Source organism: Pseudomonas sp. DCB_BI, from assembly GCF_026240995.1.
Taxonomy (GTDB): domain Bacteria; phylum Pseudomonadota; class Gammaproteobacteria; order Pseudomonadales; family Pseudomonadaceae; genus Aquipseudomonas.
In genome coordinates, this window is the sequence record NZ_JAPFCG010000003.1 from 1 (window position 1) to 16,158 (window position 16,158).

The 16,158-nt window shown below is 62.0% G+C and carries 16 protein-coding genes; 9 read left to right on the forward strand and 7 right to left on the reverse strand.

The window, feature by feature from the left end:
* Positions 1-229: 229 nt before the first annotated feature.
* A complete protein-coding gene (locus OO258_RS03995; protein WP_266028946.1) occupies positions 230-1,837 on the reverse strand; it encodes an ABC transporter substrate-binding protein in 1,608 nt (535 codons plus the stop codon).
* Between the two features lie 362 nt (positions 1,838-2,199).
* Between OO258_RS03995 and rpmB the strand changes: the two genes are divergently transcribed.
* Both rpmB and rpmG read left to right on the forward strand, forming a co-directional pair.
* The gene (rpmB, locus tag OO258_RS04000) at positions 2,200-2,436 is read left to right on the forward strand and encodes a 50S ribosomal protein L28 (protein ID WP_003253504.1); all 237 of its coding nucleotides are present in this window, start codon (positions 2,200-2,202) and stop codon (positions 2,434-2,436) included.
* Between the two features lie 11 nt (positions 2,437-2,447).
* On the forward strand, positions 2,448-2,603 hold the full coding sequence (rpmG, locus tag OO258_RS04005) for a 50S ribosomal protein L33 (RefSeq protein WP_003253507.1): 156 nt from the start codon (positions 2,448-2,450) through the stop codon (positions 2,601-2,603).
* 66 nt (positions 2,604-2,669) lie between these two features.
* On the opposite strand, the gene OO258_RS04010 is transcribed toward rpmG, so the two are convergent.
* Together OO258_RS04010 and OO258_RS04015 are read right to left on the reverse strand one after the other, a co-directional pair.
* Positions 2,670-2,873: a hypothetical protein gene (locus tag OO258_RS04010; RefSeq protein ID WP_266028947.1), complete on the reverse strand. Its 204-nt coding sequence runs from the start codon at positions 2,871-2,873 to the stop codon at positions 2,670-2,672.
* An 83-nt stretch (positions 2,874-2,956) separates the two neighbouring features.
* Positions 2,957-3,316 carry a cupin domain-containing protein gene (locus OO258_RS04015; RefSeq protein ID WP_266028948.1) on the reverse strand — a complete coding sequence of 120 codons (360 nt, stop codon included), beginning with the start codon at positions 3,314-3,316 and terminating at the stop codon, positions 2,957-2,959.
* 196 nt (positions 3,317-3,512) lie between these two features.
* Here OO258_RS04015 and OO258_RS04020 point away from each other — a divergent pair, with 196 nt between their 5' ends.
* Positions 3,513-5,006: an aldehyde dehydrogenase gene (locus tag OO258_RS04020; protein WP_010955785.1), complete on the forward strand. Its 1,494-nt coding sequence runs from the start codon at positions 3,513-3,515 to the stop codon at positions 5,004-5,006.
* A 141-nt stretch (positions 5,007-5,147) separates the two neighbouring features.
* Entirely contained in the window at positions 5,148-6,287 is a 1,140-nt protein-coding gene (locus tag OO258_RS04025) for an MFS transporter (protein ID WP_266028949.1), read from the forward strand.
* A 78-nt stretch (positions 6,288-6,365) separates the two neighbouring features.
* Here OO258_RS04025 and OO258_RS04030 read toward each other — a convergent pair whose 3' ends face one another.
* Positions 6,366-7,916: a phospholipase D family protein gene (locus OO258_RS04030; protein ID WP_266028950.1), complete on the reverse strand. Its 1,551-nt coding sequence runs from the start codon at positions 7,914-7,916 to the stop codon at positions 6,366-6,368.
* 60 nt (positions 7,917-7,976) lie between these two features.
* A complete protein-coding gene (locus OO258_RS04035; RefSeq protein ID WP_266028951.1) occupies positions 7,977-9,407 on the reverse strand; it encodes a PLP-dependent aminotransferase family protein in 1,431 nt (476 codons plus the stop codon).
* Between the two features lie 178 nt (positions 9,408-9,585).
* On the opposite strand from OO258_RS04035, the gene OO258_RS04040 reads away from it, so the two are divergent.
* The 3 genes from OO258_RS04040 to OO258_RS04050 all read left to right on the forward strand — a co-directional run bounded on the left by OO258_RS04040 (position 9,586) and on the right by OO258_RS04050 (position 11,989).
* Entirely contained in the window at positions 9,586-9,816 is a 231-nt protein-coding gene (locus OO258_RS04040; protein WP_266028952.1) for a DUF1127 domain-containing protein, read from the forward strand.
* 384 nt (positions 9,817-10,200) lie between these two features.
* Complete coding sequence (locus OO258_RS04045) at positions 10,201-11,601, forward strand: PAAR domain-containing protein (RefSeq protein ID WP_266028953.1); 1,401 nt, start codon at positions 10,201-10,203, stop codon at positions 11,599-11,601.
* Positions 11,594-11,989 carry a hypothetical protein gene (locus tag OO258_RS04050; RefSeq protein ID WP_266028954.1) on the forward strand — a complete coding sequence of 132 codons (396 nt, stop codon included), beginning with the start codon at positions 11,594-11,596 and terminating at the stop codon, positions 11,987-11,989. Before OO258_RS04045 ends, OO258_RS04050 begins: the two co-directional genes overlap by 8 nt.
* A gap of 281 nt (positions 11,990-12,270) precedes the next feature.
* On the opposite strand, the gene OO258_RS04055 is transcribed toward OO258_RS04050, so the two are convergent.
* Positions 12,271-13,563 (reverse strand): NAD(P)/FAD-dependent oxidoreductase, encoded by a 1,293-nt coding sequence (locus tag OO258_RS04055; protein WP_266028955.1) that lies wholly within the window; start codon positions 13,561-13,563, stop codon positions 12,271-12,273.
* Between the two features lie 195 nt (positions 13,564-13,758).
* On the opposite strand from OO258_RS04055, the gene OO258_RS04060 reads away from it, so the two are divergent.
* Positions 13,759-14,112, forward strand: a complete 354-nt coding sequence (locus tag OO258_RS04060; protein WP_110743404.1) for a YkgJ family cysteine cluster protein — start codon at positions 13,759-13,761, stop codon at positions 14,110-14,112.
* A gap of 2 nt (positions 14,113-14,114) precedes the next feature.
* Here the strand turns inward: OO258_RS04060 and dadR are convergent, their stop codons facing one another.
* Positions 14,115-14,603, reverse strand: coding sequence for a transcriptional regulator DadR (gene dadR, locus OO258_RS04065; protein WP_003258963.1), 489 nt, complete (start codon positions 14,601-14,603; stop codon positions 14,115-14,117).
* Positions 14,604-14,759: 156 nt separating this feature from the next.
* Here dadR and dadA point away from each other — a divergent pair, with 156 nt between their 5' ends.
* Positions 14,760-16,064: a D-amino acid dehydrogenase gene (gene dadA / locus OO258_RS04070; protein WP_003253522.1), complete on the forward strand. Its 1,305-nt coding sequence runs from the start codon at positions 14,760-14,762 to the stop codon at positions 16,062-16,064.
* Positions 16,065-16,158 lie beyond the last annotated feature (94 nt).

Consider the following 16,158-nt stretch of genomic DNA (forward strand, 5'->3'; position numbering starts at 1 on the left):
CCCCCCCCCCCCCCCCCCCCCCCCCCCCCCCCCCCCCCCCCCCCCCCCCCCCCCCCCCCCCCCCCCCCCCCCCCCCCCCCCCCCCCCCCCCCCCCCCCCCCCCCCCCCCCCCCCCCCCAGCCCCCCCCCCCCCCCCCCCCCGCCCCCCCCCGCCCCCCCCCCGGCGGGGCCCGGGGGGGCCCCGCTTACACCACCCCCGCCACAACGCTTAAGGCAGGCGCCCCAAAACTCACTTGGTCACTGTCACCTTGCTGAAGTCCAGCCGCCCGAACGGGCTCACCTGGTACCCCTCGACGCCTTGGCGCAGCAAGGTCGCCGCCGTCGGGTGCGCCAGTGGCACCCACAGCGCCTGCTGCTGGATCAGTGTCTGCGCCTGCTGGTACAGCCGGCTACGCACGCTCTGGTCGTTGGTGGTGCGCCCGGCGCTGATCAGCTGGTCCAGGCGGCTGTCGCAGAAGCGCGCGAAATTGGTCCCCGATTCCACTGCCGCACAGGAAAACTGCGGACTGAGGAAATTGTCCGGGTCGCCGTTATCGCCCGCCCAGCCCATGAACAGCAAGTCATGCTCGCCGGCCTTGGCGCGGCGTATCAGTTCGCCCCACTCGATCACGCGGATCTCCGCTTTCACGCCAATCTTCGCCAGGTCGGCTTGCAGCATCTGCGCGCCAAGGCTGGGGTTGGGGTTGAGCAGGCTACCCGAGGGCCGGGTCCAGATGGTGGTACTGAAGCCGTCGGCCAGCCCGGCCTTGGCCAGCAGGGCTTTGGCTTTCTTCAGGTCCAGCGGGTAGCCGGGCAGGTCCTTGGCGTAGCTCCAGGTATTAGGCGGGTAGGGGCCGTTGGCAGCCACCGCAGAGTCTTCGAACACGGTCTTGAGGTAGGCCTGCCTGTCGAAGGCCAGGTTGATCGCCTGACGCACTTCCGGCTTGTCCAGCGGCGGGTGCTGGCTGTTGATGGCGACGAAGGCAGTCATGAATGCCGGCGTGGTGGCCACCTTGAGGTTGCCGTCCTTGCCCGCTTCGGCAATGTCCAGCGGCTTCGGCGACAGGGCAACCTGGCATTCGCCACGCTTGAGTTTTTGCAGCCGCACGTTGGCATCGGTGGTGATGGCGAAGATCAGCGGGTCGACGGCCGGCTTGCCCGCGAAATAGTCCGGGTTGGCGCGGTAACGGACCACGGCATCTTTCTGGAAGCGCTGGAACACGAACGGCCCGGTGCCGATCGGCTGGCTGTTGAGCTTTTCTGGCGTGCCTGCCTTGAGCAGCTTGTCGGCATACTCGGCCGAGTAGATCGAGGCGAAGCCCATGCTCAGGGTGGCCAGGAAGGTGGCATCCGGGTGGCTGAGGGTGAAGCGTACGGTGTTCGGTGCCGGCGCCTCGATTGCCTTGATCAGGCTGCCCAGCTGCAGCGACTGGGCATGCGGGTAGCCGCCCGGCGCGGTCTTGTGCCAGGCATGCGCCGGGTAGAGCATGCGCTGGAAACTGAACAGCACGTCATCGGCATTCAGTTCACGGCTGGGCTTGAAGTACGGGGTACTGTGGAACTTCACGCCGTCACGCAGGGTGAAATCATACACCAGGCCGTCGGCCGATACCGTCCAGCTGGCGGCCAGGCTGGGTACCACCTTGCCTTGGGCCGCGTCGAACTCTACCAGGCGGTTCATCAATACGTCGGCGGTGGCATTGGTGGTGGTCAGCGAGTTGTACTGCACCACATCGAAGCCTTCGGGGCTGGCCTCGCTGCAAACGCTCAGTGGCGCAGCCTGGGCAACGCTGGCCGTGAACAGGGCGCCAGCGGCGAACAGGGAGTTGAACAGTAACGAAAGGGCGGCGGCACGCATCGTGGCTCCTTGGCTGTCAAATGGCCCATCTGCCAGTGCAGTCTGGAAAAGGCTTACCCTAGTGCGCCCGCTGGCAAATGACCACACCCTTTTTTACAAATCTGGCGACGAGCGGTCGACGGCTGACGGGGCCTGCCGCTATGCTGGCCCGGCGCGTTCTGGCTTGCGGCAATGCACATCTACTGTTGTTGCAATCAAGTCTTTCTGGTATAAAGCAGCGCTCTTTTCTAGGGGCTCGGCCTGTCGCATCAGCGGATCCGGTCGATAAGACCTCCAGAATCACGGCGCCCAGGCGCCAAAGACTGAGAGATTAAGCGGCCAACCCATGCCGGGTTGGGCATGTGGTTTTAGAGGGCTGAGTCATGTCGAGAGTCTGTCAAGTTACTGGTAAGGGTCCAGTAACCGGGAACAACATTTCCCACGCAAACAACAAAACCCGTCGTCGTTTCCTGCCGAACCTGCAGCACCACCGTTTCTGGGTTGAATCCGAGAAGCGTTTCGTGCGTCTGCGCGTTTCCGCCAAAGGCATGCGTATCATCGACAAGCGCGGCATCGACGCCGTTCTGGTTGACATCCGTAAAGCTGGCGCCAAGGTTTAAGGGAGAGCATCATGCGTGAATTGATCCGTCTGGTTTCGAGTGCCGGTACCGGCCACTTCTACACCACCGACAAGAACAAGCGCACCACCCCGGACAAAATCGAGATCAAGAAATATGATCCGGTTGTTCGCAAGCACGTGGTGTACAAGGAAGCCAAGATCAAGTAATTGATCGGCGACCTGCAAGAAACCCGCATCCGAAAGGACGCGGGTTTTTTTTTGGCTGCAGCAGGGTCAGTTGAAGGCGAAACTCTGGATCATCAGGTCGGCGTCGGCCTTGATCTGGATGCGCTCGGCGTCGTAGTCGCGGGTGGATATCTCGTTGGGGCCAACCACGCGAGTGCGCCCGGTGAGGGCGCAGATGGTGCCTTTCAGCTCCGGCACGTAGCGGGTGCCGAGCAGGTGAGCGAGGGTTTGCAGGACTTCTTCGTTGGTCATGCCGATTTTCCTTGTGAGGCTGAATGGCCCGAAACGGGCAGGGTCATCCTCACGCATGGCTGCAAACCCCCTGCGCTACATAGTTACTTCTGCTCGAACATCACATAGATCTTGCGGCACGGCTCCAGCACCTCCCAGGTGCCCTTGAAGCCGGCGGGGATGACAAACCGATCGCCGGCACGCAGGGTTTTCGCGCCGCCGTCCTGGTCGCGCAGCACCGAAACGCCCTGAACGATCTCGCAGTATTCATGCTCGGTGTAGCCCACCGTCCACTGTCCCACCTCACCTTCCCAGACGCCAGCCGCAAACTGCCCGCATGGGCTGGAGTAATGGTTGTAGACGGCCTGGTCGGGCTCACCCTTGAGGATTTTTTCTGCGGCCGGGCGGTAACGTTCGGCCTCGGTGATGACCTGTGCGAAGTCGATGATGCTGTCGATGCTCATGGTGCGGCTCCTGTTGTTGTTTAATAAAATGAACATCAGTAGGCTTTTAGGCCTTTCGTGTCAAATATATTGATAGTTTATACGGGCTGGTTTAGGGTATCGCTTGCCAGTGTGCGCTCGTCGCCCGGCCAGAATTCTGACAACGCCTGTGAGTCCTCAGTGCGGCGTTGCACCTAAACAAGAGGAGGAGTTTCGTATGACCACCCTGACCCGTGCGGACTGGGAACAACGTGCCCAGCAACTGAAGATCGAAGGCCGTGCCTTCATCAACGGCGAATACACCGATGCCGTATCCGGTGAAACCTTCGAGTGCCTGAGCCCGGTCGACGGACGCTTCCTGGCCAAGGTTGCCAGCTGCGACCTGGCCGACGCCAACCGCGCTGTAGAAAACGCCCGTGCCACCTTCAATTCCGGCGTCTGGTCGCAGCTGGCCCCGGCCAAGCGCAAAGCCAAGCTGATCCGCTTCGCCGACCTGCTGCGCAAGAACGTCGAAGAGCTGGCGCTGCTGGAAACGCTGGACATGGGCAAGCCGATTGGCGACTCCTCCAGCATCGACATCCCAGGTGCGGCCCAAGCCATTCACTGGACTGCCGAAGCCATCGACAAGGTCTACGACGAAGTTGCCCCGACCCCGCATGACCAGCTTGGCCTGGTTACCCGCGAGCCGGTAGGTGTGGTCGGTGCCATCGTACCTTGGAACTTCCCGCTGCTGATGGCCTGCTGGAAGCTCGGCCCTGCATTGGCCACCGGTAACTCGGTGGTGCTCAAACCGTCCGAAAAATCGCCGCTGACAGCCATCCGCATTGCCCAGCTGGCGATCGAAGCCGGTATCCCGGCTGGCGTGCTGAACGTGCTGCCAGGCTACGGCCACACCGTCGGCAAGGCCCTGGCCCTGCACATGGACGTGGACACCCTAGTGTTCACCGGTTCGACCAAGATCGCCAAGCAGCTGATGGTTTACGCGGGTGAGTCGAACATGAAACGCATCTGGCTGGAAGCCGGCGGCAAGAGCCCGAACATCGTCTTCGCCGACGCCCCAGACCTGCAAGCTGCCGCTGAGGCTGCTGCCAGCGCCATTGCCTTCAACCAGGGCGAAGTGTGCACCGCAGGTTCCCGCCTGCTGGTCGAGCGTTCGATCAAGGACAAGTTCCTGCCGATGGTGGTAGAGGCCCTGAAAGGCTGGAAACCAGGCAACCCGCTGGACCCACAGACCACTGTCGGTGCCCTGGTCGATACCCAGCAGATGAACACCGTGCTGTCGTACATCGAGGCAGGCCACAAGGACGGCGCCAAGCTGCTGGCTGGCGGCAAGCGTACCCTGGAAGAAACCGGCGGCACCTACGTCGAGCCGACCATCTTCGACGGCGTGACCAACGCCATGCGCATTGCCCAGGAAGAGATCTTCGGCCCAGTGCTGTCGGTCATCGCCTTCGACACTGCCGAAGAAGCTGTGGCCATTGCCAACGACACGCCCTATGGCCTGGCGGCTGGTATCTGGACTTCGGACATTTCCAAGGCCCACAAGACCGCCCGTGCCGTGCGCGCAGGCAGCGTCTGGGTCAACCAGTACGACGGTGGTGACATGACCGCGCCGTTCGGCGGCTTCAAGCAGTCGGGCAATGGCCGTGACAAGTCGCTGCACGCACTCGAGAAGTACACTGAGCTGAAGGCGACCTGGATCAAGCTGTAATTCCAGCAGGGGCCGCTTTGCGGCCCATTCGCGGGACAAGCCCGCTCCCACAGGTCCCGCTGCCTTTGAAAAGCCAGGGGGGCCTGTGGGAGCGGGCTTGTCCCACGAATGGGCCTGGAAAAACCTGGCTGGGAGGCTGCAATGCGTTGGGGTACCTATTTCGCCGTACTGGCCTCGGTGCTGAGTGTGGGCCTGGCGCTGGGTGTGAGCATGCCACTGGTATCCCTGCGCCTGGAGGCCTGGGGCTATGGCAGCTTCGCCATCGGCGTGATGGCGGCGATGCCAGCCCTGGGCGTTCTGGCCGGAGCCAGCCTGGCCAGCCGCTTGGCCGGCTGGGTCGGTGTGCCTTCGGCCATGCGCATATGCCTGTGGGGCGGGGCGTTGTCGATCGGCCTGGTCGCACTCCTGCCCAGCTATCCATTGTGGTTGCTGCTGCGGCTGATGATCGGCATGTCCCTGACTGTGGTGTTCATCCTTGGCGAAAGCTGGATCAACCAACTGGTGGTCGAGCAATGGCGCGGCCGGCTGGTGGCGCTGTATGGCAGCAGCTACGCCTTGAGCCAGCTGGCAGGGCCGCTGGTGCTGGGCTTCCTCGGTTCCGGCGACGACTTCGGCTTCTGGGCCGCAACTGGCCTGTTGCTGCTTGCGCCGCTGGTGCTGCTGGGGCGTGGCGGTGCGCCGAGCACCGAAGCCTGCAGCGTCAGTTTCGGCGACCTGTTCGGCTTTTGCCGGCGTTTGCCAGTCATTGCCTGGGCCATTGCCCTGTTTGCCTCATTCGAGGCGATGATCCTGACCTTGTTGCCGGTCTATTGTCTGCAGCAAGGCTTTACCACTGAAATCGCCCTGTTCATGGTCAGTACCGTGGTGGTCGGCGACGCGGTGCTGCAGCTGCCCATTGGCGCGCTGGCTGACCGCATGTCGCGACGCGCGCTGTTCACCGGTTGTGCGGTGGTCTTGATGGTGTCCAGCCTGGCGATTCCGCTGTTGCTGCACACGCCGGTGATCTGGCCCTTGTGGGTATTGTTCGGGGCCAGTGCCGGCGGCCTGTTCACGCTGTCGCTGGTGTTGATTGGCGAGCGCTACCGTGATGACGAGCTGGTGCGGGCCAACGCCCATGTGGCGCAGCTCTGGGGGATTGGTTGCCTGCTCGGGCCATTGCTGGCGGGGGCGGGGAGCCAGTGGATCAGCGGGCATGCGTTGCTGCTGCTGATGGCCGCAGGTGCTGCAGGATTGGTGGTGCTGACCCAGCGGCGTGGGGCTTTCGAGGCAGTGTCTGCCTGAAGATTCTGGGGCCGCTTTGCGGCCCGATCGCGGCGCAGGGCTGCCCCCACAAAGGTGGAATGCCCCCGGAAAATGCCGCTACAACATCTTCTCCAGGCCAACCGCCTTGCTGATCCAGGCGTTGAACCTGCGCCACATCCCGCCCGGCTCAGAGGTCAGTACATGCTGCTGGCCATTGTCCTCGGTCGCCCATACCAGCTTGTCGCCCATCAGTTTCACCTGGTAACTCAACGCTGGCGCCATACCCTGCTGGGCCAGTTCGCGGGTGTATTCGGCCAGCTCCGGGCTGTCCACCAGCACCCCGACCTCGGTGTTCCACAGTACCGAGCGCGGGTCAAAGTTGAACGAGCCGATAAAGGTCTTGCGCCGGTCGAACACGATCGCCTTGGTGTGCAGGCTCGAATCCGAGCTACCACGGAAGCTCAGGCGGCCCGCGCTGGGGTCACCGGGTTGGCGGCGAAGCTCGTAAAGCTCTACACCGTGCTCAAGCAAGGCCCGGCGATAGGGCGCATAACCGCCGTGTACCGCAGGCACGTCGGTCGCCTCCAGCGAATTGGTCAGCAGCTTGACCGAAACCCCGGCGTCGGCACGGCCGGTCAGGTACAGCAGCCCCGGTTCACCCGGCACGAAGTAGGCCGAGGTCAGCATCAGCTCGAGCTTCACACTGGCCAGGTCTGGCGCCAATTGCTGACTCAGCAGCAACTGCGGGTCTGGCTCATCGTCGGCCAGCACCTTGCTCGGGGCATCCCACAGCGCCTGGGCGTGGGCCCAGATCAGCTCGTTGCGCCACACATCCAGGTGCGGTCGCGACTGATAGGCCATCAGGCGATCGTACAGGGCCTTGCGCTGGGTCCTGGCTTCGGCCAGCGACACCTCCAGGCGGTGGCGGCTGGCGCGCAGGTCACTGGCGTCCGGGTCATGCCAGAGGAAGTCGGTGATCGGCCGGGCAAGGGCGCTGTTCCAGTACTGGTCGAAGCTGTGCCCGAGCTGTTCGGCAATCGGGCCAACACCCAGCAGATCGATGTCGGTGAAGTTGAGGTTGGGCTCGGCATCGAAGTACTCGTCACCCAGGTTGCGCCCGCCGACGATGGCCATGCTGTTGTCCACCAGGAACAACTTGTTGTGCATGCGCCGGTGCTGGCGTGACAGGTTGAAAAGCCGGCCAACGGCACGTGTCACCCCGGTGCTGCGGCCCAGGTGCAGCGGGTTGAACACGCGGATCTGAATATTCGGGTGGGCGTCGAGCGTTCCCATGATGGTGTCCAGACCATCGCTGGTGGTGTCGTCGAGCAGGATGCGCACGCGCACCCCGCGGTCGGCGGCGCGCAGCAGTTCATGCACCAGGGCACGGGTGCTGAGGCCGTCGTGGACGATGTAGTACTGCAGGTCGATGCTGCCTTGAGCGTTGCGGATCAGCTCGGCACGGGCGCGAAATGCCTCGTTGCTGTTGGGCAACAGGCGAAAACCCGAACGACCGCCGTAGGGGGCGGCCTGGCGCAGCACCGAGCGGCCAAAGGCCGAGTCGTTGGCGGGCAGCGCCTGGCTGGTTTCGCGGTGCATGCTGACACTGGCACAGCCGGCTAGGCCGAGCAGCATCAGCAGCAAAGGCAAGGCTCGCTGGAGTCTCAAGGGTGGATCGTCCTGTGCAGCATGGGCTCTAGGGGTTGGACCGTGGCGGGCGGTGCAAAGTTACGCGTCGGCGTTTTCTTCATCCAGTAGACGAAGGGCGGCTTCACCTACCTTGCGCACGGCCGCTTCGATCTGCGGCGTAGGCCGCGGGGCGAAGTTCATGCGCAGGCAATGGCGAAACTTGCCCGAAGCCGAGAAGATGCTGCCTACGGCAACCTGCACGCCCTGCTCCAGTAAAGCGCGGTTCAGCCGCAGGGTATCGAAATGTTCGGGTAATTCCACCCAGAGCATGAAGCCGCCCTGCGGCCGGCTGACCCGGGTGCCCGCCGGGAAGTAGCGGGTTACCCAGTCGCTCATCAGGTCGCGCCCACGCTGATACTGGCTGCGCATGCGCCGTACGTGAGGTTGGTAGTGCCCGCCAGCGATGAAGTCGGCGATGGCCAGCTGCGGCTGGCTGGCCGTGCTCCCGGTGCTGATGTACTTCATGTGCAGTACTCGTTCCAGGTAGCGGCCGGGCGCCACCCAGCCAACCCGCAGGCCGGGGGCGAGGGTCTTGGAGAACGAACTGCAGAGCAGCACGCGGCCATCGTCGTCGAACGACTTGAGGGTTCGCGGGCGCGGGTAGGTGTAGGCCAGGTCGCCGTACACATCGTCTTCCAGAATGGCCACATCGTAGCGCTGGGCCAGGCTCAGCAGGGCCTTCTTGCGCGCTTCGGGCATGATGTAGCCGAGCGGGTTGTTGCAACTGGGGGTGATCTGGACAAGCTTGACCGGCCACTGCTCCAGGGCCAGTTCCAGCGCCTCCAGGCTGATGCCAGTGACCGGGTCGGTAGGGATTTCCAGCGCTTTCATGCCCAGCCCCTTGAGGGTTTGCATGGCGCCGTGGAAGCTGGGCGAGTCGACTGCGACGATATCGCCTGGCTCGCACACTGCGCGGATGCTGCACGACAGCGCTTCATGGCAGCCGGTGGTGATCACCAGGTCGGCCGGACCCAGGCGGCAGCCGGAATCGAGCATCAGCCGTGCTACCTGTTCGCGCAGGGCCAGGTTGCCGTGGATGTTGTCGTAGTACAGGCCAGGCATGTCCTGCCGGCGGCTCAACTGCGCGAGGCTGCGCAGCAGTGGCTTGAGGGTGGGGCTGTCGATATCGGGCATGCCGCGACCCAGCTGCACCACATCCTGGCGCGGGTTGCTTCGTACCAGTTCCAGCACCTGCTCCCACTGCGAAATGTCCACTGGGCGTTGGGCCGGGCGGCTGACTGCGGGTAGTGCCGGCAACTGCCGTTGGTCGCTGACGAAATAACCGGACTTGGGCCGCGGCGAGACCATGCCGCTGTCTTCGAGCATGCGATAGGCCTGTTGCACGGTGCTCAGGCTGACCCCGTGCTCGACGCTCAGGGCGCGCACCGACGGCAGGCGCTGGCCGGGGCGGTAAAGGCCCTGTTCGATGCGGGCGCCGAGCAGTTCGGCGAGGTTCAGGTAGAGGGTCACGGCATACTCCTGCGCTGCCTTGGGACAGCGACCGGTACAGTTGAAGTGAAAATACAGCATTCAGTAGGCCGTCGGCCAATTCTGTATGGGAATAATAAGGCTGTATTGGATCTGTATTGCCGGTATTGCCGACGCGCATGCTTTCTCCATGGTATCAACTGAACGGGAGAGTGCAGTGATGGGTGGTATGAGCGATGTGCGCTTGCAACTGTTGGCCAAGGAACTGGACGCCGGGCAGCAGGCCAAGGTGTTCAACGCGCCGGCGGGGCTGGGGCGTTGGGGGCTGATGCTGCATCGCTGGCATACCCGCAGGGCGCTGCTGCAGTTGACGAATGATGAGTTGCGGGATGTAGGGTTGAGCTGGGAGCAGGCCCGTACAGAAGGGCGCAAAGCGTTTTGGAAAGATTAAGCGGTGAGACTTAGGCCTATGCCGCTTAAAGACTTCCCTAAAACCATTGAATCTCCCACAGGGTCCCTGCTAGCTATGTACGTTGGCTTTTATCCTGTGGGAGATAAGGGCGACACTGTGCCGAGAAGGCCCCGCGCACGCGGTTCAATGTCGCTCCAACCCAAAACTTTAGTAGCACAGCAACAAGGCCTGGCCTCGCGTGAGGTATCTATGATCCCGCTGGTGTGCGGAACCCGCCGGCGCCCGGCTGCAACGCAGTTGGATTCGTGCAAGTGATAAAGTCCAATCTCCTGTAGGAAACCTCCGATTTTCAGCCCCAGACACTGAAATTCTTTCCCTCGGTGTTAGGTTCAAATCCCGAACCAAATCACAGGGAATTAGTAGATGCGGGCTAATTTAGCAGGCAAAGGTCAGGCGCTAGACGGTGACCTCACCACGACTGGAGCTATCTGCATCGCCACAGGCGCCAGTTATCGAGACAATGGCCGAATGGTGCTTCGCGAAGGCGACCCCACGACGCCATGCCCGCTTTGTGGGCAGGCCGGAATTGTTGCAGAAGGCTCGGCTTTCTTCATATCTGCAGGTCAGCGCGTTGCCATGGACGGTGCGCTGGTGATCTGTGGCTGCCCTCCGGGCAGCAACCGCGTAATTGCCCCTTTGCATGAATCACGGTCCTCTGTCCTGCCCACGGAAACGCCTGCGAGTACCCGCTTGGCCGAAGCCAAGATCGGCCCACAAACCGATCAGCTCTTCCGGTCGGCAGTCAGTGCGCTGCCTGAGACGCTAGAGCCTGGGTTTTATGTAATCCCCCGGCAAATGTCATTCCCCCAGGTGCTGTTGAAGCTGGCCGAACACGATGCCACGCTGCCGATTTCCCGGTTACAACGGCTTAATCCCACGTTCGAGCAAGGGTTCAAAGCCGGGGAGATTTTTGTGATCGGTGACCCTGACAACGGCGACGCCTGCACTCGCGAAGAAGGGCAATTGATGGCCGCAGCGCAAAACGCACGCCGTGCCCTGGAGGTGCTGAGTTTCGCCGAAGCGGATTTCATGATGGAGTACCAGGCAGAAATCGCCGGTTTGCTCAGCGACGCCAGTCTGGCCATGGGCGTTGGCAAGGACATGATGGATCAGGGGTTGAAACAGGTCAGCCATACACTGAGCAGTATCGAGCAACTGCATCAACGGGAGTTTCTGCGTCATGGCCACTTGAACAGTGCAGCTTTCTTTGCTGAGCGGCGACAGCTGCTGCAGCAACTGGACAGTCAGCTGAAAGTGGCGTTTCTCAATAAACAGCTGAATCTGGGGAGTTATGAACGGCTCAAAAAAAGCTTGAATATTTCGACCAAAAGTCTTGTGCATCATTGGTCGAAAGCGGGCGGGCCGGGGCAGATGCCAGGATATGCGACGCATCTGGATAAGGTGGCGCGGCTTGGTAAGTATCTTCAATATGGGGGGTATGCGGCAATTGGGGTGGGTGGGGCTTCTTCTTATTTAAAGGTCCAGGAGGTTTGCCGTGCGGGTGAGGCGGAGGCTTGCAAAAAGGTTCGTTTGACCGAGACGGGTAGCTTTGTTGGTGGTGTGAGCGGAGGGATAGCGGGCGCTTGGGCAGGAGGGGCCGCAGCGATGATGATGTGCGGTGCGTTTTCCATAGGCACTGCCGGTTTAGGTGCACCGGTGTGTGCGATTGTTCTAGTGGGGGCTGGTTCTGCAGGAGGTGTTGTAGCGACTTCGGCACTCGGAGAATGGTCCGGTACAAAAATTTATGAGGTGGCCAATGACTGATTTTGAAGATTGGTCACCGTGGTTGCAAATTTCATTTGTGATTGTTCCGTTCGTACTGGCTATGCTGGGTGTTGCCTTTAATCTGCTGATCGTATATTCACGAGATTTTCATATCGCAATTACTTCTATAAATAGCAATCCCTACTTGGAGCAAATGAAAATTGTTTGGGGCGGTGGGAGTTTGAAGTCGCGCTTCCTACTATTGGTTACGGTCAGCGTGTTGGTTACTTTTCCTTCAATGCACTTACGGAAGGGTCGACTGGATGAGGTAGAACTTAAGCGATTTCCGTGGAGGCTGAAGCGAAAATTGAATGCGGTGGTATGGTTGAATTTAATCAGTGTGAGCTGGCTAATCATTGCCTATGTCATGATAAGAAATGAGGGTTGATCAGTCTCGAAGAAGATTCGCAACCAGTCACGGAACAAAACCCGTGACGGCAACGCCCTATCTGTGGGAGCGGGTGCACCCGCGAAGAATTCAACCCGGTTTAAAATGTAAACGATGTCTCCGGTTTGTACCGCGGGCAAGCCCGCTCCCACAGGGATCGCGCACGGTTTTTAAATTTTGCGCAAGACGGTTGCTCCTACAAGGTCTCTGCTAGCTTCCGCAAGATCCAGGTATGCACACTACCGGTGGGAGCCGGCTTGCCGGCGATGGCTGCGCAGCAGTTAGGTGAGTTCCTTCAGCCTGTGCCAGAGCATCCCCAGCGCAAGTAGCGGCGAGCGCAGATGCTTGCCGCCCGGGAAGGTGATGTGCGGCACCTTGGCGAACAGGTCGAAACGCCCGCTCTCCTGGCCACTGATGGCTTCGCCCAGCAGGCGCGCCGCCAGGTGGGTGGCATTGAGCCCATGGCCCGAATAGGCCTGGGCGTAATACACGTTCGGCTGGCTGGCCAGTCGGCCGACCTGTGGCAGGCGGTTGGCACCGATGCCGATCATGCCGCCCCACTGGTAATCGATACGCACGTCGGCCAGCTCCGGGAACACCTTGAGCATCTTCGGCCGCATGTAGGCGGCGATATCGCTCGGGTCACGCCCTGAGTAATGGCACGCACCCCCGAACAGCAGGCGGTTGTCGGCGGACAGGCGGTAGTAGTCCAGCGCCACACGCTGGTCGCACACCGCCATGTTCTGCGGCAGCAACCTGCGGGCGCGCTCCTCACCCAGCGGCTCGGTGGCGATGATATAACTGCCGGCTGGCAACACCTTGCCGCCCAGTTCGCGGTTGAGGTTGTTGTGATAGGCGTTGCAGCACAGCACCAAGGTCTTGGCGCGCACCCGGCCTTGGGCGGTATGCACCTGCACTTCAGTGCCATAGTCGATGCGGGTGACTTCGGATTGCTCGAACAACTTCACGCCCAGGCGGGCGGCTGCGGCGGCTTCGCCCAGTGCCAGGTTGAGCGGGTGCAGATGCCCAGAGCCCATGTCGACCAGCCCCCCCACATAGCAGTCGGCACCCACCACACTGTGGATATCGTCCTTGCCGACCAGGCGCAATTCGTGTGCATAGCCCAGGCTGCGCAGCGCTTCAGCGTCTTCGGCAAAGCCCAGCAGTTCGGCGGGTTTGTTGGCAAGGTCGCAGTAGCCCCAGGTCAGGTCACAGGCGATGGCGTGCTTTTCAACCCGCTCGCGGACGATCTGCACGGCCTCCAGGCCCATCAGCTTCATGCTGCGCACGCCGTCCTCGCCAATGACCGGTAGAAACTGCTCCAGGCCATGGCCGACACCGCGAATCAGCTGCCCGCCATTGCGCCCACTGGCGCCCCAGCCGAGCTTGCGCGCTTCCAGCAGGACAACTGAGAAGCCGCGCTCGGCCAGTTCGATGGCAGTGTTAAGGCCTGAATAGCCACCGCCGACGATGCATACGTCGGCGCTGTGTTCGCCTTGCAGAAACGAATGATCCGGGTGTGGCGCGCTGCTGGCGGCGTAGTAGGAGGCGGCGTGCTGCGCGCTGTGGATCATTGCGTCGGTCCTGTGGCTGGTGGGCGAGGGGAGGAGGATAAGCCGGGGCTTTAGGGTGGGCAACCGGCCTCATCGCCTGCAACCTAGCGTTGCAGGGTCTGTGCAATGCCTGAGACCAGTGGTGTGGCTGTGGGCGCTGGCTTGCCGGCGATTGGCCCTATAATCCAACCTCAGTTTCCAACTTTGTACTCAGCCATGTCCTGCAACCGCCACAAGATCCACTTCCTGCGCGAACTCATCCCTTCATTCGAGTGCGAACCCGGCTGCCATGACTGTTGCGGTCCGGTCACTACCTCGGCGGAAGAAATGGCCCGTCTGCCACGTAAGTCCCAGGCCGAGCAGGACGCCGCCCTGGAGCGCCTGGACTGCGTGCACCTGGGCCCCAACGGGTGCACTGTGTACGAGGAGCGGCCGATGATCTGCCGCCTGTTTGGCACTACCCCGCGCCTGGCCTGCCCACGTGGCCGTGGCCCAGAACCGATGATCGACCCTGCTGCCGAGCAACTGGTGCACCAGTTCATTGCCACCACCCGCCAGGTGCTGGTCTAGCCTCAGTCCGGGATCGGCAGGCAGAGGCTCTCTTTCACTTCTTCCATCACGATGTAGCTCTTCGACTCGCGCACGTGCGGCAGTTTCAGCAGGATATCGCCAAGCAGCTTGCGGTACGAAGCCATCTCCGAAATGCGCGCTTTCACCAAGTAGTCGAAATCGCCGGAAACCAGGTGGCATTCCAGCACGTGCGGCAGCTTCAGCACCGCGCGGCGGAACTCCTCGAAGGTGTCGCCGGACTTGTAGTCCAGGCTGATTTCGACGAACACCAGCAGGCTACCCTTGAGGTGCTGCGGGTTCAGGCGGGCGTTGTAGCCCATGATGATGCCCTCGCGCTCCAGGCGGCGAACCCGCTCGGTGCAAGGGGTGGTGGAAAGCCCAACTTTCTCGCCCAGTTCGGTGAAGGAAATACGCCCGTCATTCTGCAGGATACGCAGGATGTTACGGTCGATCTTGTCCAGTTCACGCTTGCTCTGGTGCTGGGTTCTCATAGGGGATGCCCCTCCGTGAAAGGCGTTTTTGCCGAGAATTCTCGCCAATAATAGGCTTTTATATAGTGAATTGCACTGGTCTCAAATTTTTATACTGCGCCCATTCATGCCATTTCAATAAAAGTCTGCGGCGTGCCGCGTATGAGGGATACAACGATGCGAGTTCTGGTACTTGGTAGCGGCGTAATCGGAACCGCCAGTGCCTACTACCTGGCCCGGCAAGGTTTCGAAGTGACGGTGGTCGACCGCCAGCCAGCGGTGGCCATGGAAACCAGCTTTGCCAACGCCGGCCAGATCTCGCCCGGCTATGCCTCGCCGTGGGCTGCCCCCGGCGTGCCACTGAAAGCCATCAAATGGCTGCTGGAGCGCCACGCCCCTCTGGCGATCAAGCTCACGGGCGATGTCGATCAGTACCTGTGGATGGCCCAGATGCTGCGCAACTGCACCGCCAGCCGTTACGCGGTGAACAAGGAGCGCATGGTGCGCCTGTCCGAGTACAGCCGTGACTGCCTCGACGAACTGCGCGCCGAAACCGGCATCAACTACGAAAACCGCAGCCTGGGCACCACCCAGCTGTTCCGCACCCAGGCCCAGGTCGATGCTGCTGCCAAGGACATTGCCGTGCTCGAGCAGTCCGGCGTGCCCTATGAACTGCTTGACCGCGACGGCATCGCCCGCGTCGAACCAGCCCTGGCGGGCGTGAAAGACATCCTGGCGGGCGCCCTGCGCCTGCCAAATGACCAGACCGGCGATTGCCAACTGTTCACCACCAAGCTGGCCGACATGGCGCTGAAGCTCGGCGTGGAGTTCCGCTTCGGCCAGGACATCCAACGTCTGGACTTCGCGGGTGACCGTATCAATGGCGTGTGGATCGATGGCAAGCTGGAAACCGCCGACCGCTATGTGCTGGCGCTGGGCAGCTACTCGCCGCAGATGCTCAAGCCGCTGGGCATCAAGGCCCCGGTGTATCCATTGAAAGGCTATTCGCTGACCGTGCCGATCACCAACGCCGACATGGCCCCGACCTCGACCATTCTCGACGAAACCTACAAGGTTGCGATCACCCGTTTCGACAACCGCATCCGCGTTGGCGGGATGGCTGAAATCGCCGGTTTTGACCTGTCGCTGAACCCGCGTCGGCGCGAAACACTGGAGATGATCGTCAACGACCTTTATCCTCGCGGCGGTGACTTGAGCCAGGCCAGCTTCTGGACCGGCCTGCGCCCGGCGACCCCGGACGGTACGCCGATCGTCGGTGCCACGGCCTTCCGCAACCTGTTCCTGAACACCGGTCACGGCACATTGGGCTGGACCATGGCGTGCGGCTCTGGCCGCCTGCTGGCCGACCTGATTGCGCGCAAGAAGCCGCAGATCAGTGCCGAAGGCCTGGACATTTCCCGTTATGGCAACAGCCGGGAAGTGGCCAAGCACGGGCAAAGCGCGCCGGCTCACCAGCAGTAATAGCCTGTGCCGGCTCATTCGCGGCTAAAGCCGCTCCCACAAGGATCGCGTGTTCATGGACATTGTGCGGTCCCCTGTGGGAGCGGCTTTAGCC

Coding starts and splice junctions, on each gene's coding strand:
- OO258_RS03995 (WP_266028946.1), bottom strand. CDS start 1,837: ATGCGTGCCGCCGCCCTTTCGTTACTGTTCAACTCCCTGTTCGCCGCT.
- rpmB (WP_003253504.1), top strand. CDS start 2,200: ATGTCGAGAGTCTGTCAAGTTACTGGTAAGGGTCCAGTAACCGGGAAC.
- rpmG (WP_003253507.1), top strand. CDS start 2,448: ATGCGTGAATTGATCCGTCTGGTTTCGAGTGCCGGTACCGGCCACTTC.
- OO258_RS04010 (WP_266028947.1), bottom strand. CDS start 2,873: ATGACCAACGAAGAAGTCCTGCAAACCCTCGCTCACCTGCTCGGCACC.
- OO258_RS04015 (WP_266028948.1), bottom strand. CDS start 3,316: ATGAGCATCGACAGCATCATCGACTTCGCACAGGTCATCACCGAGGCC.
- OO258_RS04020 (WP_010955785.1), top strand. CDS start 3,513: ATGACCACCCTGACCCGTGCGGACTGGGAACAACGTGCCCAGCAACTG.
- OO258_RS04025 (WP_266028949.1), top strand. CDS start 5,148: ATGCGTTGGGGTACCTATTTCGCCGTACTGGCCTCGGTGCTGAGTGTG.
- OO258_RS04040 (WP_266028952.1), top strand. CDS start 9,586: ATGGGTGGTATGAGCGATGTGCGCTTGCAACTGTTGGCCAAGGAACTG.
- OO258_RS04045 (WP_266028953.1), top strand. CDS start 10,201: ATGCGGGCTAATTTAGCAGGCAAAGGTCAGGCGCTAGACGGTGACCTC.
- OO258_RS04050 (WP_266028954.1), top strand. CDS start 11,594: ATGACTGATTTTGAAGATTGGTCACCGTGGTTGCAAATTTCATTTGTG.
- OO258_RS04055 (WP_266028955.1), bottom strand. CDS start 13,563: ATGATCCACAGCGCGCAGCACGCCGCCTCCTACTACGCCGCCAGCAGC.
- OO258_RS04060 (WP_110743404.1), top strand. CDS start 13,759: ATGTCCTGCAACCGCCACAAGATCCACTTCCTGCGCGAACTCATCCCT.
- dadR (WP_003258963.1), bottom strand. CDS start 14,603: ATGAGAACCCAGCACCAGAGCAAGCGTGAACTGGACAAGATCGACCGT.
- dadA (WP_003253522.1), top strand. CDS start 14,760: ATGCGAGTTCTGGTACTTGGTAGCGGCGTAATCGGAACCGCCAGTGCC.